Raw genomic sequence first — 23,316 nt, 5'->3', positions numbered from 1 at the left:
TTCTCGCCAATTATTAATCTTTCCATATATCGGACTCATAAGGACATTTTTCTCGTATTCCCTATAAGTTTTGTCCTTCACAGCCCTATGAAGACCACTTTTACTATTTTTCAAATGAGTTTTGTCCTTCATGAGCCCTATGAAGACCACTTTTCCTATTTTTCGAATGAATTTTGTCCTTCATGAGCCCTATGAAGACCACTTTTCCTATTTTTCGAATGAGTTTTGTCCTTCATGAGCCCTATGAAGACCACTTTTACTATTTTTCAAATGAGTTTTGTCCTTCATGAGCAATAAAAGCACCCGCTCTCTTTAGCCCATCTGAAGATAGCTGGAAAATGTTAAATTCAAGTTATATAGACTCTTTTATTTTAGCAATTTGTGGATACAATTACCATAAAAAAACATCGCTGTTTCCAGTAATGCATGAAAAGATGTTATCTTATTCTATTCCTATAATATTTTACCATCCCGATTATAAACACTAAACCTGTTACCAACCATGTTAAAAGAAAGCCAATCCCGACCTCTATTTTGGCATCCGAAATATGTCCGCTGTACTCTCCGTACACCACATACATTAACGGAATCGAGCTTAATAGAAATAGCAGGTTGAAGATGGCTTTGCCATATGGTTTTCGTGCATGCGACTGAGCGGATAAAAAGCGGAAAGCAGTGAATAAAAGCAAAATCGATAAGCCGGACTGAACCATTAACATGATAGCGATCATCCTCCTTCTAGAAATATATTAATCCCGTCCAAAAATATAGCTTCAAATTAATATCTTTTTTTCTCGGAAATTTTACAAATAATTGAAACTTTCCAGCTTCTTTTCCGTATAACAATATAACATTTCTTAAAGGAAGTGATCATATGCTGTCCACATCATTACGGCGTAAGCTGGACTTATATTCAAGTATCTATTCTGAATTAAAGGACCACCTAAAATGGAAAGTGTCTGATAATCGTACGCTCATGATGGTTTCATCCATGTATATCCTTAACGGCCAATCGTTCGATCTTAGGAGGTTTATTGATTTAAGCAATTATATAAAGGATAGAGTCGGAGTCTTTTCAACACTTAAATCGTCACAGCGTTATACGATTGCAGCGGCATTTGCTGTCCGCTATGAACAACCAGAGGAAAAATTCGATGAGTATCTTAAATTATATGAACAGATGGTGAGAAGCGGCTTCAGCAGAGGCGCCTTTACCTATATTGCCGCATTGCCGATGCTGGAAAATGACGTGAAGGGTGACAGCTATCAGGAAAAAATCGTAAAGTCTCTGGCGATTTATAAAGGAATGCGCTCAAAGCATCTTTTCCTGACAACAAACAGTGACTATCCCCTCGCAGTCCTGCTTGCGGATGTGGACGGTTCCATTGATGAACTTATGGACGCGATTGACATCTATTATACGAACCTGGCTGCCGGCGGCTTCAAGAAAGGGAATGATCTCCAGTTTTTAAGCCATATTCTCTCACTTAATGATGAAAAAGACAGCGAACTGTTAATACAGCGCTGCTTTACCTTGCTGGATTCATTTCAAAAATGGGGCATTAAGCTGAAGCCGATGCATTATCCTGCAATTGGTTTGCTTTCCTTTGTTGAAAATAGCAGCAATGATCTTACTCTAATTAAACAGATCACAAACGAGCTTAACGCCAATAAACACTTCAAATGGCATAAAGATATGAATCTGACGATGGCCGTTAATTTTGTCATGAGTGAAAAAATTGAGAATTCGAGTTTATTAAATACCGGCCTTTATACAACAATGGAAGCATTGATCCAGGCGCAGCAAGCGGCCATGTACGCAGCGATTGTCGGCGCTTCAGTAGCGATAACCGGCAGCGGCGACGCTTGATCCTGCAATCCGAAAAGGTTGCTTCCAGCGAGAGCAACCTTTTTTTGGATGTATTTAAAGCATTTTTGATCAATAACTTTTTAAATAATGAGTCAATTCACCCCCTGATTGTTTCCAAGCAATTTTACAAATTTCCGTTTGCCAACCTGGATGATTGTTTCACCTTGTACCGCTATCCGGGAATGAATATCATTCATTTTTTCGCCATTCACCCTTATTCCACCATTTTGAATCATTTTGCGCGCTTCTCCCTTTGAAGGCAGCAAATTCAGTTTTACGATGATATCAATGATTGACTCCGGCTCTGCAGTATCCCAAACGACCTTTGGGATATCATCGGAAATAAGTCCTTGCTGAGTTGATAGAAGATGGCAAGAAAAAATTGACCATTGTGAAAAAAGCTGACAGGGTTTCGGTTTATAATGGCAGAAGTGATACGGACTCCTGTTTTTCAAGCTGCTCAACCATGTTCAGCCATTCGGTCGGCTTGTTTGGCAGAACAGCATAGTAATTTTTTAAAAAATCGACAACGAGCTGTGCTGGTATTTCACTTAAGTTTTCATCGACAGGCATAAAACATAGGTCAAGGCCGGTAACCGCCTCGCCGTCGTTTTTCCATGAAGGATGCACGTAAGTGAAATCAAGACGCTTATAGCCGAGATGGGACAAAACCTCACGGCGTACGAACGGATTCATTGCTTGTACTCCGCCAAACTCATGATCTCCCGCCTGGTATGGGTCATAAATTTCGGCAAACATTCCGAATAGTTCTTTCCCGTTGCTTTTCGCCAGCTCGTTCAAGTCATTCTGGCGGTTTTGCGCAAGGAAACGGCCAATGCTCAAGCCAGGGCGTCCGATGATCGTGAAGTCGGTCATCGCGATATTCCAGTCGGGATAGTAACGATATTCGGTTGCACCTACGACATCATCGCCATGAACCGCGACAAATACGCGAATGCCCGGGTCTTCAAGCGGCTCCTTCCATAGGTCATATTCAAGAACTTCTTCCGGCGGAAAAACTTCCTGCATTAAGTTGTGCATTTTGCGAAATAACGGATCTTCAATGCTGGTAATTCTCAAGTATTTCATCTGCGCAGCGCTCCCTCAGATTATTTAAACGGATTTTTCCATTCCATTAACGTCCCGTAATTGCATGAATCCTCGTCATCCAAATATTTTTCGACAACGGCAACTGGCACCCTGCCGCATCTGAGCAGGAACGAAATGACCGGATCCTTTATGTCGCCGGCAGTGACAGCCTCGACATATTGCTCGGCACTCATTTCAGCTGATTTTTGCTTATACCCCGGCATCCTGCCGCCACCGAGGAGACGTTTGAGGCCGAGTTCGATCACAACATGGTACATTGCCTGCATCATCAGCTTGCCGAGGCCGAGCTTGCGATATTTGGGACGTACGCTTATATCGACAATATAAAGAGTATTGCCCTGCGGATTGTGATTGCGGATATAGCCATTATCCGTTACTTCTTCCCATGTATGGACAGGATGATCCGGGTCAAAATCTATACATAAGCCGGTCAGAGAGCCGGCCAGTTCACCATTCACTTCAACACAAAGCGCCCCCTCGGGAAACAGTTTGACATGGTTGTTGAGCTGCTCCTTATTCCACCATAACTCGGAAGGAAATGGCGGCGGAAAGCATTCGGATTGGATCTGGATTAATTCATCAAAATCGTTGTTGCTATAGTTGCGAATCACGACTGGAACAGGCTTTTCCTGATCATATACAAAAAACTCGCTTTGGTATCGCAATTCACTCACCCTTCAAATATTGGTTTTTTCCCAGTCCGGATACAAATCGACGCGGCGGTCCCGCCAAGTCGTAACCGAACCTTTTTCGCGAACCTCGTACAGAAGGCTTAAATCAAGGTCAGCAGTGACGATCATATCGTTATTCAATTCACCTTGGGCGAGAAGGCCTTGCGGCGGAAAAGGAATATCATTTGGCGTAATCACTGCTGCCTGGCCAAAGTTTGCGCGCATAAAATCAACAGTCGGTAACGCCCCGACTGTACCGGTCAAAACGACATACACCTGGTTTTCGATCGCTCTCGCATGGCTTGTATAGCGGACGCGGTGAAAGCCGTGGCGATCATCGGTGCAGGACGGACAAAAGATCACATCGGCTCCTTTTGCCTTCGCCATTCTGACGATCTCCGGAAACTCAATATCATAGCATGTCAGAATCGCAATTCTTCCTTTTTCGGTATCGAAAACAGCCAGTCCATCACCGGCCGTCATATTCCATTCATGCACCTCAGTTGGCGTGATGTGGAGCTTCGCCTGCTCTTCAATTCTTCCATCCGGATAAAAAAGGTGGGCGACATTGTACAACTTTCCGTCCCTGTTTATGACATGGGTTCCCCCGATAATATGCATGCCGGTGTCTTTTGCAAAGCCGGCAAAAAGCTCACGGTATTGCTCCGTAAAGCCGGGCAGTTCATTGATTGTCAAATTCGTTCCCTGCTCACTGCCGATTGACAGCAGCTGGGTTGTAAAAAATTCTGGAAACAGAACAAACTCGGAACCGTACTCCTGGGCTGTTTTTATATAATGCTCGCATTGCTTCGCGAATTGTTCAAATGATTGGATTGTGTGCAAATGGTACTGCACTGCTGAAACACGAATTTTCATTGTACCACCCCTTACAAAACGTTATCTTTCTTGCTTGATTATCATGGATATTTATAAACATGACAAGAACGAACTTTTTTGTAAGTAGATTACTTTTAGGGTACTATTGGATCGTTGCTGGTTTTTAGAGGCTTTGTTGAAGATCCTCTATCCGCTTTTTTCCCCACTCATACATCATCTCGATAATTGGCATCAGCGTTTGACCGAGCTCCGTCAATGAATACTCGACCCGAGGGGGAACCTCCGGGTAGGCTGTGCGCAGAACGATACCATCTTCGATCAATTCCTTGAGCTGGCTCGACAGCATTTTTTGCGTGATTTTTGGAAAAAGCTTCTGCAGTTCACCAAACCGGTGTGGACCTTCTTTCCCTAAATACCAGAGAATGACGATTTTCCACTTCCCGCTGATTACAGACAATGTTAACTCCTTTTCACAATTAAATTCTCCGTTTTCAATTTTCTCTTTGATTTCTTTTCGTAACGTATCTGCCATTCGCTTACCTCTTCTTTGTATTGGTATTTTTATTATACCCGATCTGATCGAGACGTTTAATTGATAACTTTCGAGATGTGAATCTGACATTTATAAGAATGCTATTTTTTAATAGTAAGGACTGTATTATGGTTCGCTCTCGAAGAACGATAGATCAGAAAAAATCCTGCTCCTGTCACCGCGCAGATGATGAGCCCGACAGACAAAAATAAAAATGGCAGGTTGAACATCGCTGCAGAAAAGGTTCCGTACAGTATTCCAATCGGCGTTGCCGCTTTCGTGAGCAAAAAACGGACGGAAAGTACTTGGCCCAATATTTGATCCGGCACGAGACGCTGGTAGATTGTCGTGCTATAAACATTCCAGAACGGCATCACAATTCCGGCAACCATTTCGATAAGGATCGCAAGCCACAAAGTGTCGGTCAGTCCTAAAAATATGTATGTGCTCCCACCGACAAACAGTGCACTTATCATGACAAAATATAGGTATTTTTCGGGTACCCCCAACTTTCCTGCCATGTATGAACCGATGATATAACCGAGTGGAAATGACGCGGCGAAAAAACCATATCCAAAAGATGTTCCCCCCAATATTTCCGTCACATATGGAATATACATCGCCTGGGCTGCAAAGACACCGAAACTTGTCGTGGCAATAAAGCTTCCAAGAACAAGAAGGATTTTATGCTGTTTATATATCTCGAGGCCTGCCTTGAATTGTTTCAACCATGACGCTTTACTAAGCGGGCTTTCATTGTTCTCTTTTAACAATGGAAGAAGCAGGATCGAAAAAAGATAGAACGACAGCACAATTGCAACAGCGATCATTTGCCCGAAATTGGCGAGCAAAAATCCGCCGGCAGGTAAGGCAATTAATCTAATCAACTGGGTAATCCCTGAAACCTTTGCATTTGCTTGCACCAGCTCATTTTTATGTACGAGTTTCGGAATAATAGCGTCTGCTGCTGCGTCGTATATCACAATTGAAGTGAAAAAGGCCGCGATATACAAAAAGGCAGGATTCATCAACCCGAGCAACAAACATACCAGGAGCATCACAAATGTGATGAGTCTGATGATTTCTGACAGCTTCATGACAAATGTTCGCGACCAGCGGTCAATGTACGGACCAACGATGAATTGGACTGCTATTTGTGCCAGAATACTGAGTAAAAACAAGCTTCCCATTGCAGTCTTTGATCCTGTTAAATCATAAAAAATCCAGGAAATAAGAAACGTCCCAAACGTACTTGCAAAAGTGGATGACGCTCTTCCAGCCAAGTAAGCATGAAATACTGATCGATCACTTAGCATTGCAAATATTCCTTCAGAAGTTGTTCTCTCATATTCAGCGGGAACTCGTTCAAAGAGTAGCTTCCATTGTTGTTCACTTTTACAATCTGGGCAGAACGCAGCAGAACCAAATGATGGTGTACCGTCGTCTTTCCAAGCTCAAGCAATTCGGTTAACTCTTTCAATGTCCGTTCTTTTTCATATAAAAGTTTTAAGATCCGCAGCCTCTTCTCATCTCCCAGTGCTTTATAAAAATTTACTAACGCTGCTGGAGGTAGATGTTTGTAGAAGCCGTCCGATAAACTCTCATCGCTGACAGGATAATAGAATACTTTTGTACCTTCAAGGTTCGCTTCAATCGTCCATGGACGATAAATATAATGTGGGATAAGTACAACCTTGGTTATATTTGTTTCTGCCTCATATTCCACCCCTGCTGCCCGTTGGACCATCTGGGAACTTGATAGTTTTCCCATCATGCGTGACTTGGCTTCTGCATCCCTTTTTAATATGTCCAAAGTGCCTTCATCCTTGCCGGTAACTTCATGATTCCATTTTTCCATGAGTGTGATTAGGTGCTTCCTTAAAGCAGCAGGATTCTCTCTAAACACAAACTCTATTAAACCCGGGAAAAATGCATGGCCCTGACAGGCTGCTATCATTTCCTTGACCGCCCTTTCATCCCCTTTTGCTCCAAGCTTGCGGTTTTGCTGCTGGGATAAATCCAAATATGGAAAAGAGACGTATTTTAACTGTTCGTCCGGTAGTTCTTCGATGTATTGAAGAAGCTCATCCAGTGATTGAAAGTCCCTTTCATGAAGCAATTGAAGCAGGATTTTCCATGTATTATTTTTTTGGCAAAAGAGAAGCTCTTCCTGAAGTTCTTTTGAAAGTGATTGGTGAAGAGTGTCCCAGTAAATTTTTGGCCTTTCTAAATGGCCGTGAAGCCTTGGATAGGTAGAAGCTGCAATTCCTAAAGCACATTCAAACAATATCGAGTACTTGCATTCAACTTCAAAACGGACTGGTTTAAAAGACATGTCAATTAGGTTCATATGTATCGCCTCCTTTTTTATTCTATTACTTTCGAATTTAATATTCAATATTTTTAGAATGATTAATTCTAAAAATATTGAATAAAGTGAACTGGTTTTCTTTTTTTAATTTCAAACAAAAAAACCTCCGAAGAGAGCCGAAGGTTTTCCGTTAATTCTATATTTTAGTTGGGATCGGTATATTTTTTTGCACGTTCACTGTCTCCATAACCTTTCGTCGTCGGGTCCTGGACTATTCCAAGCATGGACAGAAGAATAAATATTGCATTGGCAAAGGTCAGTACCCCCTCGGCAATTTCTTCGGTGAGCTGAAAATCGGTCAGTCCCAATGAATTTAAACCAACGAGCAGCATTTGCACAACGATCAGCAGCTGGGATAAAAACGCCGCAACCCAGCGCCAGTTCTTGAATCGGACTCTCCAGTTAATCATGTCTAACCCCTCCTCCTTGGCTTCTTTCTTTAACATATGCTCGTCTGCAGGAAGGGTTGTCTTAGAATCCTCGTTATTCCGCTAAATCATCCACCTAATTTTACGCTGATTTTTCAACTATAAAAAAACCGCCCTGAACTGGACGGTTTTCACTCCAAAGTTATGCAAGAGATTAATTTTCACTGATGATCTCCAAAAAGTGCGATAGCACTCTTGCAGTAAGCCCCCAAATAACCTTGCCTTCATAACGGTAAAAGTACTCTTCCAGCTGCCTTGTTTGCCAATTATAATTTTCACCGCCTTGGATCGAATCAAACGGAAAATTTTCTTCCGGCTGGACTTGAAAATTGATTTTGTATTTTTCCGGGTTTGTCTTTTTGAAAAAGCTTAAAGGTACGGTGAATATTTCTGCCACTTCAGAGGAGTTTGGCTTGATTGCCTGATAATCTTCAATTACACCAACGTACGGATAAATGATCGTTCCAAAAGCGGAAACCATGTAATCGAGCGGGAATACATTTGTAATGCTGCTTTCTGAAATCCCGAGTTCTTCTGAAGTTTCCCTGAGCGCGGAATGTTGTTCATCCCGGTCTTCTTTATCGATTTTGCCGCCTGGAAAACAAATCTCACCCGGCTGTCTCCTTAATGTGTGGGCCCGAACCTCGAATAACACATGGAGTTCGCCATCGTTATGGATCAAAGGCAATAGAATCGCATATTTTAAAAATTGATCACTGCCCAAAATGACAGGAGTCCGGTCTTTCAGGATCCCTACTAACTTTTCAAGCTCCATTCTTTCACCTCCGCTTCGCTGCTCCTATCTTCTATCATAACACCTGTACCATTGGCCCGAACCGAAGGATCTCTTATTGCTTCTTTATTTGCACAGGTTGAGCTGTACTTTTTCGGATCATTTGGTTGATTACTTCTGAGATGACCAGGCCTATTGCAATCGCGCCTGATATCATGAATGCTTTGGCGGCGAGCTGCAAGGCGCTGTTGTAGTTATTTTCAACGAAATTGCGCATCGCGTCATAGGCAAGCCCACCAGGTACTAACGGAATAATTCCGGCAACACTAAAAATAATAATTGGCGTTTTATACGTTCTTGCAAAAATCTGGCTGATCACCCCGATGACAAATGAAGCGATAACCGTTGCAAGGGCAACATCAAAATAAGATTCGGCAAGCAATATGTAAACAACCCAGCCAACCATTCCAACAAAGCCGCATTGCAGTAAGGATTTTCCCGGAATGTTAAAAATAATCCCAAAAGCGGCCGATGCGATAAAGCTTGTTATTATTTGTACAATCATGATCGATACCTCTTTTTAAAAAAATGAAAAAACGACCGCAATTCCGGTCCCGATTGCAAAAGCAGTCAAAAAAGCTTCAGCGCCTTTTGACAGCCCGGAAACAAGATGGCCGGCCATTAAATCTCTGACTGCATTTGTAATTAACAACCCCGGCACCAATGGCATGACCGAACCGATAATGATTTTATCCAATTCCTGCCCGGCCCCGGCATTCACCAGCAACAACGCAGTCAAACCGATGACAAGAGATGCGAGAAACTCGGCAAAGAATTTTATTTCTACAAGTTTATGTACATATATCAAAGCGATAAAACCAAGCCCGCCAGTGAGCATGGCTGGGAAAAAATCGCTTGCGCTTCCGCTGAACATCATTAAAAAACAACCGCTCGAAATTGAGGCAGCGAGAATTTGCAGCCATAACGGGAAAGCAAGATTTGCTATATCTATTTTTCTTAATTCGCCGAATGCCTCCTCAAGCGTCAACTCTCCAGCGCTGATCTTTCGCGAAATCCCGTTCACTAATGTAACTTTCCTTAAATCCGTCGTCCGTTCGGAAATCCTGATCAGCTTAGTTGGTACGGTCCCGTCAACTGAAAAAATAATCACAGTTGGAGTCACATAACTGTGGGATCCGTGTACACCAAAAGAGGCGGCAATACGTGACATCGTATCTTCCACCCGATATGTTTCAGCTCCGCACTGAAGCATAATTTTACCTGCCAGCAGGCATAATTCAATTATTTCAATCGTTCGTTCCTGGTTATTGTTCATAAATATCTCCAATAGATTATCAATGCATGTTTATCATAATCGCAAAAATGTGTTATTGCCAGTATAACGCAATTATATTCAGATTCTAATATATTTCATTCTTGTAGAAAACAGAAAAATGATTAATGCTTATCTCGGACTTTTTTCTTCACAAATTAACTAAAAAGGGATAAAATTCAGTTAATCATATAGGAAAGGTTGGAATAATGATGTCACAAGAAGTTCGGACTATTCCCCGTCCGCTCGTCAGATTAAATCAATCGGTCATTGCAGCGAGCGTGCTGTTAACATGGCTAACCGGGCAAATCTGGCTACTTGCCATCCCGCTTATCGCCGGTTTATGCGGGCTGCTATTTGGTGTAAATCCGATTATGAAAATCGGGAGCACGTTTTTAAAAAAACCTTACTCCCAGTATATCCCTGAAGAATATGACCAGCAGCAATTCAACCAAATCATCGCCGTTATTTGTCTAACAGGCGCGCTTATCGGATACGCTGCGGGTTGGAACATCATCGGCCATATTTTTTCAGCCATGGTCGCACTTGCCTCCGTTGTCGCACTGCTTGGCTTTTGCATCGGCTGCTTTATCCGCTACCAATGGCTTCAATATCGGCACAGAACCGCAAAATAATTCGTCAGACATGAAAACACGGAACCTTTGCAGGCTCCGTGTTTTCATTATTTTTTCCTCATTTCATTGGCGACAAATTCTACATCAGTGCCAACGACCACCTGGAGATCTGTTTTCCCCATTTTGATAACCCCTTTTGCACCTGATCTTTTCAGTTCAGCTTCATCGACAAGGCTCATATCCTTTACTTTCAGGCGCAGGCGCGTGACACAGTTGTCAATTTCCGCGAGGTTTTCCTTTCCGCCAAGGGCAGAAAGATAGCTTGCGGCTACTTCTGAATAATTGCTTGGGCCAACGCCGCTTTCTTCAAATTCACCCTCGACATCATCTTCCCGTCCCGGCGTTTTTAAATCCAGTTTCTTGATTAAGAAGTAGAAAATCACAAAATATATAACCGTATACACTAATCCTATTCCTGCCAGGACAAGAGGTTTCCGGGCGATTCCAAAGTTCAAGATAAAATCGATCGCTCCTGCAGAGAAACCAAAGCCATGATGGATATCAAGAAGATAGGCAATCGACATCGAAAGGCCAGTCAATATCGCGTGAATGAAATATAGTGCTGGTGATAAAAACATAAATAAAAATTCAATTGGTTCTGTGATTCCCGTTAAGAAGGAGGTAAATGCAAGCCCGAGCAAAACCCCCGTCAAAGCTTTTCTTCTTTCCGGCTTTGCTGCAGCAATCATCGCCAGCGCCGCACCAGGAAGTCCGAACATCATGACCGGGAAGAATCCAGCCATAAAGATCCCGGCTGCCGGATCCTTGGCAAGGAAACGGTATAAGTCGCCTTTAACAACCTCTCCGGCGGCATTCGTAAACTCGCCAAATTCAAACCAAACGAGTGTATTCAGGATGTGATGGAGGCCGACAGGAATTAACAGTCGATTTAAGAACCCATAAATTCCGACGCCGGTCGCGCCTGCACCAATAAGCCATTCACCTACGTTGTTGATGACTTCCTGGATCGGAGGCCAAATAAATCCAAAAATAAAGGCAAGGATGAGCATGGCCAGTGAAGTGATGATCGGCACAAACCTGCGTCCGCCGAAAAAGCCAAGCCAGTCAGGCAGTTTTATATCATGATATTTATTATAAAGCATCCCTGCCACAATACCTGATATAATCCCCCCCAATACGCCCATATTAATCGTTTTTTCAACTGCTTGAGCACCATTCGTCAATACAAAGTAGCCGACCGCACCGGCAAGCGCTGCAGCACCGTTTCCATCCTTCGAAAAGCCAATCGCAACCCCGATTGCAAACAAAATGGCGAGATTGGCAAATACGGCATCCCCTGCTGCGGAAATAAACTTAATATCCAATAAGTCCGGCTGTCCTAAACGTAAAAGCAATGCAGCGGCAGGCATGACGGCAATTGGAAGCATTAACGATTTTCCAATACGCTGTAGAAACCCCAACATTTGTAACACCCCTTTTCTTATTTTTTATTTTTTATGATTAAACTCGAAAATCTGCTTATTTATAAATATGAACAGACTTTCCGCCATATTATTGAGATGTCCTGAAAATTTTCAGAAATTGCTTTCATATGAAGTAACATGGATTAATAGACTAATTGAGCAATAGATATACCAGGGAAAGAACTTGAGCATGAACATGCCCAAGTTCTTTTTTCGATTAATACAACAAGTACTGCTCACGAACTTCGACAAATTTGTCCAGTCCCTCTTCCCATTGCTTTTTCATGTCACGGATCGGCCTTCCTTCTTCAATTCCTTCGCGAATCCAGCCGTTTCCGGTCAATTGGTCAAAGAAGGAAATGCCGGCACTGTTCTCGGCCCGGAATTGGAACTTGCCTGGATACAGGTCGTGAATCGTTTTGACAATGTGGAGGCCAGTTTCTACCGGCTTAAATTCATCCCGGTCCGTTACATGGATTTGGATGCCGTGCGAAAGGACTCCGGCATGCTTTGAAAAAGTCGGGGTGAACGATGCCGCCCTGAATGTGACTCCATCAAGCTTAAGGGAATTCAGTTCATGTGCCAAAACCTCCGCATTAATAAACGGGGCACCGATCAATTCAAACGGTTTCGTCGTTCCTCTTCCCTCTGATACATTTGTGCCTTCGATCAGAGCTCCACCTGGATAAACGAGCGTTGTCTCAATTGTTGGCATGTTCGGGGATGGAAGAACAAACGGCAAACCAGTATCTTCATAATACATTGACCGTTTCCAGCCCTTCATTTCAACAACCGTCAAATCTGCGCCAATACCGAACTCTTCATTGAACAATTTGGCCAGTTCCCCCACTGTCATTCCGTGCCGGAGCGGAATTGGGTAATTGCCGACAAATGATGCATATTTCGGATCAAGGACCGGTCCTTCAACCTTTATCCCGCCAAGAGGATTCGGACGGTCAAGCACGATAAATGGAATATCGTTTTCTTTTGCGGCTTCCATCGCATAAGCCATTGTATAAATGTAAGTGTAGAATCGGGTTCCTACATCTTGAATATCAAATAACAGCATATCAATGTTCTCCAGCATTGCCGGTGTTGGCTTTCTTGTTTTTCCGTACAGGCTATACACAGGGAGACCAGTTTTCTCATCTGTATAAAATTCCACATATTCACCAGCCTGGGCGCTGCCGCGGACACCATGCTCAGGCCCATACAGGGCGGTCAGTTCAACGTCCGGATCGTTATGGAGCAAATCGACAATACTGGTCAAATCGGAATCGACTCCGGTTGGATTTGTAATCAGGCCGACTCTTTTTCCTTCAATCAATTCTTTCTCGTCCTCCAAAAGCACTTCAATGCCAATTTCCAGCTTCTTTCCCTTTTTGCTTTTTCCATATCGTTTCCCTTTACCATCGTCCGCCATTACTCCAGTCAGTGAGGACAGTACAAGAATCGCCGTCAAAATCGTTACAATCCATTTTTTCATCTTCGTCACCCCGTTTCGATTAGTGAGAGACGGCAGGAGAGTTAAGTTATTCCTGCCTCTCTGCAGTAAATTAATACGTTAAACCGTGTCCATACCCATAAAGGACGCCACCGTCAATTCCCGGGATCGTAACAGGGAGCTTTCCTGACGGGCTGAACTCTCCAAAAATGGCAGCTGCCGCCGCTTTGAAGCTGGCCGGGCGAAAGCCGTACTGGACTAAATAGGCATCCACATTAGGGTAAGCCATCACATCATAAGGATTGCGGATCCCAAGGCCGATCACAGGGCCTGTTGCTGTGTCAATTACTTGATTGACCATCTTCATTTGTGCACTTCCCGGTGATCTTCCAGACACGTTGCTCGTATGGGTTCCGACAATAACGGCTTTTGCATTTTTCACAAGCTCAAGCTGCTCTGGAGTAAGCTTATAGGCTGAAGACAAGGCAATTACCGTTGTATTATCATGATAAGCTTTTATCGCATTGCCAAGATCGGTGATATAGGTGCTTCCGACAACGACAACATGGTCACCGCTATTTGTGTTCAAAGGTAAAGCTTGATCATTTTTTAAAAGTGTAATCGAACGTTCTGCCGCTTCTTTTTCGACCTGTTTATGCTCGGCTGAACCAACTACTCCAAGGGCATTGGCAACTTTTTCTTCGAGCGGTGCAGGGTTCTCTTCCTTAATGATCCCCCGCTTGACTTTTAACTTTAAGATGCGTTTAACCGATTCTTCAATTCTTTCTTCAGATATTTCTCCGTTTTTAACAGCGTCCAACAGGCCGTTTGCAACCTCTGCCAAACCGACCGGCATCAAGACGATATCCGTACCGGCTTTGACAGCACGAATCGCTGCATCAACAGGCCCAAAATGGTCAGCGATCGCTTTCATGTTCATTGCATCGGTTGTGATGACCCCTTCATAGCCCATTTCTTCCCTCATTAATTCTGTCAGTACTTTATAAGACAGTGTTGCCGGCAGGGCGATCTCTTCTCCGGTCAATTTAGATATCACTTTTGTGTCGTCAATTTTCGGGAAAGTTACATGCGCCGTCATCACTGCGTCGATTCCCGCTTCCATTCCCTTTTGGAATGGATAGAGCTCTACCTCCATGAGGCGGGCTTTATCATGCGGAACCTCCGGAAGCCCGAGATGGGAGTCTACCGCGGTGTCTCCATGTCCGGGAAAGTGCTTGGCTGTTGCGGCAACACCCGCTGCCTGGAGTCCTTTTGTATACGCGACTCCAAGTTCAGCAACGAGCTCAGGGTTTTCGCCAAACGAACGAACGCCAATTACCGGGTTGTCAGGATTGTTATTGATGTCCAGAACCGGGGCAAAGTTCATGTTAATGCCAAGTGCCGCCAATTCTTCCCCGATTGCCTTGCCGACTTTTCCGGCAATTTCAGGTGAACGCGTCGCGCCGAGTGCCATATTGCCAGGCATATCGGTTCCGGATTGAAGTCTTGTAACAATTCCTCCTTCCTGGTCAATCGTCATCAACAGACCATATTTCTCGGAAGCTTCCTCATATGCCGAAACAAGTTTCGCAGTTTGTTCGGTTGTAACGACATTTTCCCTGAATAAAATGACTCCTCCTAAATGATATTGCTTCACGAGCTGCTCAATTTCAGGAAGCATTTCTGTTACATTTGCGCCCTTCCAGGTTCGGAAATCCGGCATAAGCATTTGTCCGACTTTTTCTTCAAGGGTCATTTTTTGAATTGCACGCGAGATCACGTCATACTTTTTTCCTTTTTGTTTGATTAGTACCGGCTGCGAGTCTTTTTTTCCATCTTCCTTGTCTGAACGGGATTTTCGAACTGTTTTATAGTCCAGGGCAATGCTGTCCACTTTATTTCCGTCGCTGACAATGATGAAAGTCCGTCCCTTTTTTCCTGTTAATGTGACAAGTCCTTTTTCATCGACGGTGGCAACTTTTTTGTTTAAAGATCTCCATGTTAATCCTTCTGAAACAGTCATAAAATGACCGTCTTCATAAACATGAAGCGCCTCGAGCTGAACACTGTTGTGGGCGATTCCAGCATCTGCTTCCGGTACATTTTCAAAAATAATCAGATCTGTTCCTTTCTCTTTTGCTGCCGCTGTTTTCGCAGGCATGCCGATCCATAGCTGTGAAAGCATTAACGTTAAAACGATAAAGGTGATGATTCGATTGTTCCGCGGTTGTACCAAGTCGGGTCCCCTCCGTTTTTTATTTATGATGCTAATGAAGAAACGGCTTTAAATTACTGCCAAGCCGGGTTTTAATAATCTCTTTCCTGCCACCCTGTACCAGTAAATGCAGGCTTAACTGTTCTATGTCCTGCTTCCTTAACCTTAACGTTGTCAATATACCAGCCCCTGCCGTTTGTTGAACTGTCTGTTTTGTAACGGAATCGGACAAAATTCGTATTTTCCGGAAGCTCAAGGTTTAGTTTCTGCCAGTCAACACTGCTTCCTGTGATTGGCTCCCGCAATGGTGTCCACGTTTCCCCGTCTTCAGATACTTCAACAAACCCGAAGTCAAACCCGGTTTCAATCCGGTACCACGTGCTAAAAGAAAGAGTCGCAGCTTTTTCAATATCAACCCGTGCGGTTAAAGTCCGTTCCAAACGATCCCCATATCCGGAAAACCAGGCTTTCTCTTTTCCACGAATATCTACTGGAATTGCATCGGCTACTTGTCTTGCAAACTCTCTTCTAGCTCCATTAGTAGAAACTGTATTTCTTGTCGGGTGAACCCGGTTGGTAAGTAGGATTGCAATTGTATCATTATTCTGGTTAATCACGATTGATGTTCCCGTATAGCCCGTATGGCCAAGGGTGCTTCCTTCAGATAAAGCGTCCATAAACCAGCCCTGGCCGATCTCCCAGCCAAGCCCATGGTCATTGCCAGGAAATTGTGGAATCTGGTTTTCAGCAAGCAAACGAACGGTTTCCGGCTTTAAAATTCGTTTATTGCCATAGCTGCCTTCATTCACAAACATATGCGCGAATGCTCCAAGGTCCCGGGCGGTTGAGAATACTCCGGCATGCCCGGCAACCCCGTCCAATGACCAGGCATTCTCATCATGAACCGCTCCCCAAACAAGGCCGCGCGCCGGTGTAGCCTGATATTCAGTTGCGGCAATTCTGTGTTTAAGCTTGGCTGGCGGGTTGTACATCGTGTCCATCATTCCGAGCGGTCCGGTAATATGCTCCTTAACGAATGCATCCAAACGCTGTCCGGATAAACGTTCAACTAGGGCACCAAGTGTGATCATGTTCAAGTCGCTGTATGTATAGGTGCTCCCTGGTGCATTTTTTAATGGATGTGTTAATACGATTTTAATTCGGTCTTCCCGGCTGTTCCCTTGAGTGTACAATGGAATCCACGCTGTAAAACCGGAGGTGTGGGTCATCAGTTGTCTGATCGTAACAGTTTCCTTCCCATTTTGCGCGAACTCGGGAAGATAGTCTGCAACTGGATCGTCCAATTCGAAATGGCCTTGTTCATACAGTTTCATAGCAGCGGTTGTCGTAAAAATTTTGCTGATTGAGGCAAGGTCAAAAATCGTATCCGGCTTCAATTGAATCGGCTGGTCGACTTCCGTAAATTTATCGTCTGCATAACGGAGCGCGTATCCATATGCTTCGTACTTGACGATATGTCCCCTTCTTGCTACAAATGCGACGGCGCCAGGCATTGCCCGTTCTGAAATCTTTTTGTTGATGATTGCGTCAATCTGGTCAATAGGTTCCTGGACCATGCCGGCTGCTCTTGCAGAACCGGGCAGCAACACAGGTGATGACCTTCCCGGACGATCCCAGGCGAACTTTGAATGCTTCTTTTGTTTAAATGGTTTTTTCTCAATTTCATGCTCGTGCGTTTTAAAAAATTGACCTTTTTCCTGGCCGGCTAAAGCGGGACTATTGGCAGGAATTAATATCGCAGTGCTCATCACAGCTGCTATCGCAAAGGTGAAAGTTTTCTTTTTCATGCTTCCTCCTTTTGAGCTTCCGCTCTTTCTTATTTTTAACCAAATTTCGAATTGAAAAGGCTTGCACATCTAATTTCAGATTAATCCGTTTTATGTATAGATGTCTATACCGCATTAGACCCGTAATTTCTGAAAAATCAGTTTTTTATATCTCTTATTACCCGGGTATTTTTTCCTGTTTTTTAAAGTGATTAATTAAATCATATAAAAGTAGGGTTTGGATGAACAAAAACTCATTGGCAAAGAAAACATTTATATCCCCTATCGTCATTCCCTATAAATAAAAAGGCCGGAATATAACTCCGGCTTTGCCTTTAAATATTTTCATATTTAGCTTGGAGAGACTTTCGCATACTGGACACGATGTAAGTATTATAGGTTATGAATTTTCAGAAATCAACACAAAAAAGGCTGAAATGTTCAAGCCTTCTTTGTGTATTTCTCTATTGAACTTTTTTCTTGATTCAAGTTCAATTTTGTAAAGATTCCATCATTCTTTCTGAACTCCGAATCTCGCGTTGATCTGACCGCGCAGCATCTGCTTTTTAATTTTTCGATCCTCTTTCCTGCTTTTGTTTTCCATTTCCTGCTTGATCTCCTTCGTGGTAACTCCATCTTCTCGTTTATTGGCGATATCAATTAATCGTTCCACGTCAGCGAATGAATATTTTCGATTTCCCCGCTCTGATCTTTCCGGAAAAATCAGCTTGCGGTCCTCATAATAGCGGATTTGCCGTTCAGTGAGCCCTGTCAACTCACTGACAACTCCAATGGTGATAACTTTTCTTTCTTTGTAAGATTCATCCTCCATTCGCTTTTCACACCCTCTTCTGCAACATTTATAATAATTTTACATTTTTCCTATAAAAAAATTTACCTTTATGTAAGATAATCTAACATAGAATTAAAAATAAGGTTAGATTATCTAACGCAAATGATGTTGAACATGAAAATATTTTTTAAAATAAGAAAAACATAAGTAAAGGGGGTATTGTTAAATGCCAATTTTACGTGAGGCGGTTGAAAAGAAGCGGAAAGAATTTATTAGCATCCTGATGAACTCAGAAATGTTAAAAAACTCCGATAAGGAATATCAAAAATGGACATTTACTGAGCTGAAAATGGCATGCAAAAAACTCAAAATAAACAACAAACAAAATGGCTGACTGGAGCAGCGTCAAAATAAAGAAGAGGATGGTCGGATATGAACCAGAAGGAAATTATTGAGCTTGTGAAGAAAATTATTGAACTTGATATGCTTCGGGATGAATATTGGGAAAGCTTATCGGAAAAAGCAGGGGAACATGCATTTGAGCTTTTACGAATGGCACAAAACAGTTAAATGGCATAATCAGAACTCAGTTGAGACCCCCACGTCTAAAGACTGGCTACGCCCTGCGTGGGCTTTCTCGTTCGGAGAATCTGTAAAGAACGGACAATGCGTCCGTTCTTTTTAATGAAAAAACGCAAGCTGAAAATCTGATAAATTTTTTAAACAAGGTATGGTAAATGTCACTGCACCAAAGTAAGAATTTATGGCATTCTATTTTTGCCAGTCTCATACAAAAGAGGTTGATAATCATGGATGCCAATAAACAGCGGTTGTTTCGCAAACTATTTAAACTGAGGGTTAGACAAGCCCGATTGATGGAAATAGAAGGCCCGGTCAGTCCTAAATTTATTGAGCTTTCCAAACGGATTGACCATCTTCTTCATAAATATTTGAATAACAACAATTAAATTGTTCCGGACTCTAAACATTTTTATACGAAATTGATGCCTTCCTCATGTTTTGACGACATATAATTCGCCGTCGTAAGCAAATGAAATCCTTCCCGTTTCCTCAGAAACAATGAGGGCGAGTGCGTCTGTGTGCTCAGTGATCCCGATCGCGGCGCGATGTCTCGTCCCGATCTTTCTCTTTGATGGCTTATTTGATAGTGGGAGAATGTTACCCGCTGAAAGAATACGGTCTTGCAGAATTACCGTTGCCCCATCATGAAGAGGATTGCCGGGATAAAAGATAGCTTCAAGCAGCTGCTGGCTGACTTTCGCGTTTATTTGGATTCCGCCGTTTATTAACGCTTCAATCGGATTGTTGCGCTTAACGATAATCAGCGCTCCATGCCTTTTAGCAGAAAGCGCATCCACCGCCAGTGATATATCAGAGAATTCATTCGTATATGGTTCTAAATATGCCTTTAAGTAATATGAAGAAGAAATTGTTTGCACGTCCGCCACAAGCGAGGCTAATTTTTCAAAATTGGAAAGAATGCAACAATCCATTTCGTCAATCGAATTTTCAATTTCCGACACACTGCTGTGAATTTCACTCAAATACCGGGCCACATTTATCCTGAATTGCAGCGCTTCTTCATCCATTTTCCCTCATCCTTTCATCTTCTAATACCCCTTATATTTTCCTTCCTGATTAGAATTAAACTCGCTAGGAATCCGAAAAAAGCGCATTTCAAAAGTTTGCTGTGAAGTTAACGATAGATTCCAAGGATTAAAAAGTAATCTCTAACCTGTCAATACCTTATACGCCTGCCAGCCAAAATAAATCCCGAAGCCGACCATCGATAATCCGGATAGGACGGAAATTGCCATTAGAATTCGATGATCCAGGTATCTTTTCATGCTGCTTGCGACGGCTGCCATCGTGACATCCCATATCAACAGGCCGATGAAGATCGCCGAACTGTACATAATCAGTTGGCTGTGGCCGTATGAGGCCGCGGTTTTAGCCAGTACGGAACCGTAAATGCCAAGCCAAAATAAAATCGTCAATGGGTTTGAGATCGACATTAAAAAACCGGATAAGAACGATTTTGTGTATGACTCGTTTGATCTTGCCCGATTTGCGATTGGTTTTCCGGAATTGACAAGGCTCTCGATACCGGTATAGATAAGGACGAAGCAGCCAAACAGCCAGAGAAATGTTTTCATAAAAGGTGTCTCGAGGAAATGGACAACACCGATATAGACGGCCAGCATATATATTCCATCTGCAACAACCGCGCCAACCCCAACAAGCCATGCATGGAGAAACCCACTTTTTATTCCTCTATCTAATTGCGCTGCGTTCACCGGACCGATTGGTGCCGCAAGCGATAGCCCTAACAGTATATAACTGAAGAAAACTGTCATCAAACGATCCCCCTTTTTTCCTGTCTTTCATTTTTATTCGGCGGAACAGGCTCGTACAACAAATTTCCGAAAAAAGTTTGCTCAAATTCTTTTCACAACGTTTTTCCTGTAAACAGGTTTAGAACCCACTGAAAAAGGAGTAATAATATCGTATTGAGGTGATAACATGTCCGGGTTTACCAACCAATTTGAAAAGCCGACAGGCTTATTAGGAAAGATAGCCGGGAAAATCATGTTTTTTGAAAACCGGAAAATCAATAAATGGACGATCAACCATTTGGATATCGGGCGGGATGATCGTATTCTCGAAATCGGCTATGGTCCCGGCTATGCGATAAAACATATCATGGATAAATATGAGCAGGTCACTATCGATGGAATCGATGTATCAAACAAGATGAAAAAGGAAGCGGAGAAAGTAAATGAAGTATGGATAAAATCGGGCAAGGTCCGTCTTTACACTGGTGATATTGCCGAATTCGAGGCTCCTGCAGATCGCTATGACAGGATCTTTTCGGTTAATAACTATCCGCTCTGGGAAAAACCGTGCCAATCTCTTAAAAATTTAGTCTCGATGCTTGCCCCCGGCGGAAAAATTGCTTTTACCGTCCAGCCCCGTGAAAACGACGCGAATAACCGGACAGCAGCCGAATTAGGAAAAAAAATAAAAGCCGACCTTGAAAAAGCCGGCTTTCAACAAATCTCTGCATTTTATAAAAATTTTCGTCCGGTCCGGACTGTTTGTGTGACGGCATTTAAAAAAACTTAATTACACAGTGCCGACCGTTTTTGCTGCTTGAATTAACTGTTCGATGCTCTTTAAATCGCCAGCCTCAAACAAATCAATGATGCGGCTGCCGACAATGACACCATCGCAGTATTGAGTGAACTCCCTGACATGCTCCGGTGTTGAGATTCCAAATCCTGCGAGCACAGGCTTATTGCTTGCTGCTTTTACTTGCTGAAGATAGGCTCCAATTTCTGTTTGGAATCCGCTTCGAGCCCCTGTAATGCCTGTTACGGTGACGGCATAGAGAAATCCTTTTCCTTTTTCAGAAATCACTTTTATCCGCTCAGGTGGACTTGTTAAAGTAACAAGGCGGATCAGCTCGATCCCCGCTTCCTCCAATTTTGGTGCAATCAAACCTTCCTCTTCAACCGGTAAATCAGGGATAATACAGCCATCGATGCCTGCCCGTTTGGCTGCTTTAATAAATGAATCCAACCCATATGCGAGAATCGGGTTCACATAGGTCATAATTAAATACGGGATTGAGACCTCATCACGAATTGTTTCTAATTCCGCCAAAACGCCTTTGAGCGTTGTACCCTTTTCCAAAGCGCGCAGGCCCGCTTGTTGAATCGTCGGACCGTCTGCGACAGGATCGGAGAATGGGATGCCAATTTCGACAGCGGTTGCCCCGCATTTTTCAAGAAATAGCAGTTTTTCCTTTAAGGTTTCGAGTCCTCCGTCACCAGCCATGATATACGGGACAAAAGCTTTTTCTTTTCGCTCGTTTACTGCTGCAAATGCTTTTTCCAACCTGTTGCTCATGATTGTTTCCCTCCCAGCACAGCTCTCACTGTTTGTACATCTTTGTCTCCCCGGCCTGATAAACAAATGACGATTCCTTCGTCGTTACCCATCTTTGGCGCAAGCTTTAAAGCGTAGGCTACGGCATGGGCGCTTTCGAGCGCCGGAATAATCCCTTCCAGCTGCGATAACAGCTGCAAAGCGTCCAGTGCCTCGTTGTCGGTAATCGATTCATATATGACCCTTCCTGAGTCACGCAAAAAGCTATGCTCGGGACCTACACCCGGATAATCCAGCCCTGCTGAAATCGAATGGGCTTCCTGAATTTGTCCGGCATCATCCTGGAGCAGATACATCATCGCCCCGTGCAAAACACCGGGCTTGCCCTTTGTCAGCGAAGCTGCATGCCGGCCGGATTCGAGCCCTGCGCCTGCCGCTTCGATGCCGTACAGGGAAACACTTTCGTCCTTTATAAACGGATAAAACATGCCCATTGAATTGCTGCCGCCGCCAATACAGGCGACAACAGCTTCCGGCAGCTTGCCTTCTTTATCAACATATTGGGCTTTCGTCTCATTTCCGATCACGCTTTGAAAGTCACGTACGATCATTGGAAATGGATGCGGGCCCATCACTGAGCCTAAAATGTAATGCGTATCATTTACATTGGCTACCCAATAACGCAAGGCTTCATTTACAGCGTCCTTCAATGTTCCGCTCCCCGATTTGACGCTGACAACCTTTGCCCCGAGCAGTTCCATCCGGAACACGTTCAGCTCCTGGCGGCGGATATCTTCTTCACCCATGAAAATAACGCACTCAAGATTAAGAAGGGCACAGACCGTTGCCGTCGCAACTCCATGCTGGCCGGCCCCCGTTTCAGCCACAATTTTCTTTTTGCCCATTCGGACAGCGAGCAGCGCCTGCCCGATTGTATTGTTGATTTTATGAGCTCCAGTATGGTTCAAATCCTCGCGTTTTAAATAAATTTTTGCACCCTTTGCGTGTTTTGTTAAATTGTTCGCTAAATATAATGGCGTTTCCCGTCCGACATAATCCGTAAGCAGATCTCGAAGCTCTTTTTGAAAAGATGCATCGGCAATCGCTTTATAATATTCTTGTTCAAGCTCCAACACAGCTTGCATTAATGTTTCCGGTACAAATCTTCCGCCGTATTTTCCAAAATGGCCCTTTTCATCCGGCAATGTATATGTCACCATG

At 43.4% G+C, this 23,316-nt stretch carries 27 protein-coding genes; 6 read left to right on the top strand and 21 right to left on the bottom strand.

Annotated elements, in window-relative coordinates; all coding sequences use genetic code 11:
• Positions 1-437 precede the first annotated feature (437 nt).
• Positions 438-719, bottom strand: a complete 282-nt coding sequence (locus CU633_RS05585; RefSeq protein ID WP_101658736.1) for a hypothetical protein — start codon at positions 717-719, stop codon at positions 438-440.
• A 155-nt stretch (positions 720-874) separates the two neighbouring features.
• On the opposite strand from CU633_RS05585, the gene CU633_RS05580 reads away from it, so the two are divergent.
• On the top strand, positions 875-1,870 hold the full coding sequence (locus CU633_RS05580; RefSeq protein WP_101658735.1) for a DUF4003 family protein: 996 nt from the start codon (positions 875-877) through the stop codon (positions 1,868-1,870).
• 92 nt (positions 1,871-1,962) lie between these two features.
• On the opposite strand, the gene CU633_RS05575 is transcribed toward CU633_RS05580, so the two are convergent.
• From CU633_RS05575 to CU633_RS05525, 11 genes are all read right to left on the bottom strand, one after another.
• The gene (locus CU633_RS05575) at positions 1,963-2,325 is read right to left on the bottom strand and encodes a S4 domain-containing protein (RefSeq protein WP_257958522.1); all 363 of its coding nucleotides are present in this window, start codon (positions 2,323-2,325) and stop codon (positions 1,963-1,965) included.
• Positions 2,288-2,959, bottom strand: coding sequence for a GNAT family acetyltransferase (locus tag CU633_RS05570; RefSeq protein ID WP_101658734.1), 672 nt, complete (start codon positions 2,957-2,959; stop codon positions 2,288-2,290). The genes CU633_RS05575 and CU633_RS05570 overlap by 38 nt, the downstream gene beginning before the upstream one ends.
• 20 nt (positions 2,960-2,979) lie before the next feature.
• On the bottom strand, positions 2,980-3,645 hold the full coding sequence (locus tag CU633_RS05565) for a GNAT family N-acetyltransferase (protein WP_101658733.1): 666 nt from the start codon (positions 3,643-3,645) through the stop codon (positions 2,980-2,982).
• A gap of 12 nt (positions 3,646-3,657) precedes the next feature.
• Positions 3,658-4,527 (bottom strand): carbon-nitrogen hydrolase family protein, encoded by an 870-nt coding sequence (locus CU633_RS05560; RefSeq protein WP_101658732.1) that lies wholly within the window; start codon positions 4,525-4,527, stop codon positions 3,658-3,660.
• 124 nt (positions 4,528-4,651) lie between these two features.
• Entirely contained in the window at positions 4,652-5,020 is a 369-nt protein-coding gene (locus tag CU633_RS05555) for a winged helix-turn-helix transcriptional regulator (RefSeq protein WP_101658731.1), read from the bottom strand.
• A gap of 101 nt (positions 5,021-5,121) precedes the next feature.
• Positions 5,122-6,336 (bottom strand): MFS transporter, encoded by a 1,215-nt coding sequence (locus tag CU633_RS05550; protein WP_101658730.1) that lies wholly within the window; start codon positions 6,334-6,336, stop codon positions 5,122-5,124.
• On the bottom strand, positions 6,330-7,370 hold the full coding sequence (locus CU633_RS05545; RefSeq protein WP_101658729.1) for an ArsR/SmtB family transcription factor: 1,041 nt from the start codon (positions 7,368-7,370) through the stop codon (positions 6,330-6,332). Before CU633_RS05545 ends, CU633_RS05550 begins: the two co-directional genes overlap by 7 nt.
• Positions 7,371-7,534: 164 nt before the next feature.
• Entirely contained in the window at positions 7,535-7,801 is a 267-nt protein-coding gene (locus CU633_RS05540) for a phage holin (protein WP_101658728.1), read from the bottom strand.
• A 172-nt stretch (positions 7,802-7,973) separates the two neighbouring features.
• Positions 7,974-8,594, bottom strand: coding sequence for an NUDIX hydrolase (locus CU633_RS05535; RefSeq protein WP_101658727.1), 621 nt, complete (start codon positions 8,592-8,594; stop codon positions 7,974-7,976).
• A 73-nt stretch (positions 8,595-8,667) separates the two neighbouring features.
• A complete protein-coding gene (locus CU633_RS05530) occupies positions 8,668-9,117 on the bottom strand; it encodes a threonine/serine exporter family protein (protein ID WP_101658726.1) in 450 nt (149 codons plus the stop codon).
• 15 nt (positions 9,118-9,132) lie between these two features.
• Positions 9,133-9,888 (bottom strand): threonine/serine exporter family protein, encoded by a 756-nt coding sequence (locus tag CU633_RS05525; RefSeq protein WP_101658725.1) that lies wholly within the window; start codon positions 9,886-9,888, stop codon positions 9,133-9,135.
• 209 nt (positions 9,889-10,097) lie between these two features.
• Between CU633_RS05525 and CU633_RS05520 the strand changes: the two genes are divergently transcribed.
• A complete protein-coding gene (locus CU633_RS05520; RefSeq protein ID WP_101658724.1) occupies positions 10,098-10,520 on the top strand; it encodes a DUF4395 domain-containing protein in 423 nt (140 codons plus the stop codon).
• Positions 10,521-10,567: 47 nt separating this feature from the next.
• Here CU633_RS05520 and nagE read toward each other — a convergent pair whose 3' ends face one another.
• The 5 genes from nagE to CU633_RS05495 form a co-directional block, all read right to left on the bottom strand.
• Positions 10,568-11,944, bottom strand: a complete 1,377-nt coding sequence (nagE, locus tag CU633_RS05515) for an N-acetylglucosamine-specific PTS transporter subunit IIBC (RefSeq protein WP_101658723.1) — start codon at positions 11,942-11,944, stop codon at positions 10,568-10,570.
• A 217-nt stretch (positions 11,945-12,161) separates the two neighbouring features.
• The gene (locus tag CU633_RS05510) at positions 12,162-13,430 is read right to left on the bottom strand and encodes an exo-beta-N-acetylmuramidase NamZ family protein (RefSeq protein WP_101658722.1); all 1,269 of its coding nucleotides are present in this window, start codon (positions 13,428-13,430) and stop codon (positions 12,162-12,164) included.
• A gap of 70 nt (positions 13,431-13,500) precedes the next feature.
• Complete coding sequence (locus CU633_RS05505) at positions 13,501-15,573, bottom strand: glycoside hydrolase family 3 protein (RefSeq protein WP_101658769.1); 2,073 nt, start codon at positions 15,571-15,573, stop codon at positions 13,501-13,503.
• Between the two features lie 122 nt (positions 15,574-15,695).
• A complete protein-coding gene (locus tag CU633_RS05500; RefSeq protein WP_101658721.1) occupies positions 15,696-17,411 on the bottom strand; it encodes a serine hydrolase domain-containing protein in 1,716 nt (571 codons plus the stop codon).
• 490 nt (positions 17,412-17,901) lie between these two features.
• Positions 17,902-18,222, bottom strand: a complete 321-nt coding sequence (locus CU633_RS05495) for a MerR family transcriptional regulator (protein ID WP_101658720.1) — start codon at positions 18,220-18,222, stop codon at positions 17,902-17,904.
• 187 nt (positions 18,223-18,409) lie between these two features.
• On the opposite strand from CU633_RS05495, the gene CU633_RS22755 reads away from it, so the two are divergent.
• The 3 genes from CU633_RS22755 to CU633_RS22745 all read left to right on the top strand — a co-directional run bounded on the left by CU633_RS22755 (position 18,410) and on the right by CU633_RS22745 (position 19,151).
• Positions 18,410-18,577 carry a hypothetical protein gene (locus CU633_RS22755; RefSeq protein ID WP_180954877.1) on the top strand — a complete coding sequence of 56 codons (168 nt, stop codon included), beginning with the start codon at positions 18,410-18,412 and terminating at the stop codon, positions 18,575-18,577.
• A 38-nt stretch (positions 18,578-18,615) separates the two neighbouring features.
• On the top strand, positions 18,616-18,753 hold the full coding sequence (locus CU633_RS22750; protein WP_180954876.1) for a hypothetical protein: 138 nt from the start codon (positions 18,616-18,618) through the stop codon (positions 18,751-18,753).
• Between the two features lie 239 nt (positions 18,754-18,992).
• Positions 18,993-19,151, top strand: a complete 159-nt coding sequence (locus CU633_RS22745) for a hypothetical protein (protein WP_180954875.1) — start codon at positions 18,993-18,995, stop codon at positions 19,149-19,151.
• A gap of 45 nt (positions 19,152-19,196) precedes the next feature.
• On the opposite strand, the gene cdaS is transcribed toward CU633_RS22745, so the two are convergent.
• Both cdaS and CU633_RS05485 read right to left on the bottom strand, forming a co-directional pair.
• Positions 19,197-19,793: a sporulation-specific diadenylate cyclase CdaS gene (gene cdaS / locus CU633_RS05490; protein WP_101658719.1), complete on the bottom strand. Its 597-nt coding sequence runs from the start codon at positions 19,791-19,793 to the stop codon at positions 19,197-19,199.
• 141 nt (positions 19,794-19,934) lie between these two features.
• On the bottom strand, positions 19,935-20,561 hold the full coding sequence (locus CU633_RS05485; RefSeq protein ID WP_101658718.1) for a LysE family transporter: 627 nt from the start codon (positions 20,559-20,561) through the stop codon (positions 19,935-19,937).
• Between the two features lie 166 nt (positions 20,562-20,727).
• Between CU633_RS05485 and CU633_RS05480 the strand changes: the two genes are divergently transcribed.
• Complete coding sequence (locus tag CU633_RS05480; RefSeq protein ID WP_101658717.1) at positions 20,728-21,330, top strand: class I SAM-dependent DNA methyltransferase; 603 nt, start codon at positions 20,728-20,730, stop codon at positions 21,328-21,330.
• Here CU633_RS05480 and trpA read toward each other — a convergent pair whose 3' ends face one another.
• Together trpA and trpB are read right to left on the bottom strand one after the other, a co-directional pair.
• Complete coding sequence (gene trpA, locus CU633_RS05475) at positions 21,331-22,116, bottom strand: tryptophan synthase subunit alpha (RefSeq protein ID WP_101658716.1); 786 nt, start codon at positions 22,114-22,116, stop codon at positions 21,331-21,333.
• Positions 22,113-23,315, bottom strand: coding sequence for a tryptophan synthase subunit beta (trpB, locus tag CU633_RS05470; protein ID WP_180954874.1), 1,203 nt, complete (start codon positions 23,313-23,315; stop codon positions 22,113-22,115). Before trpB ends, trpA begins: the two co-directional genes overlap by 4 nt.
• Between the last annotated feature and the right edge of the window lies 1 nt (position 23,316).

Origin of the sequence: Bacillus sp. V3-13 (assembly GCF_002860165.1) — a bacterium.
Classification (GTDB): domain Bacteria; phylum Bacillota; class Bacilli; order Bacillales; family Cytobacillaceae; genus Bacillus_BJ.
Note: the sequence above shows the minus strand (reverse complement) of the source record. Positions and strands in the feature narration are given on the sequence as shown.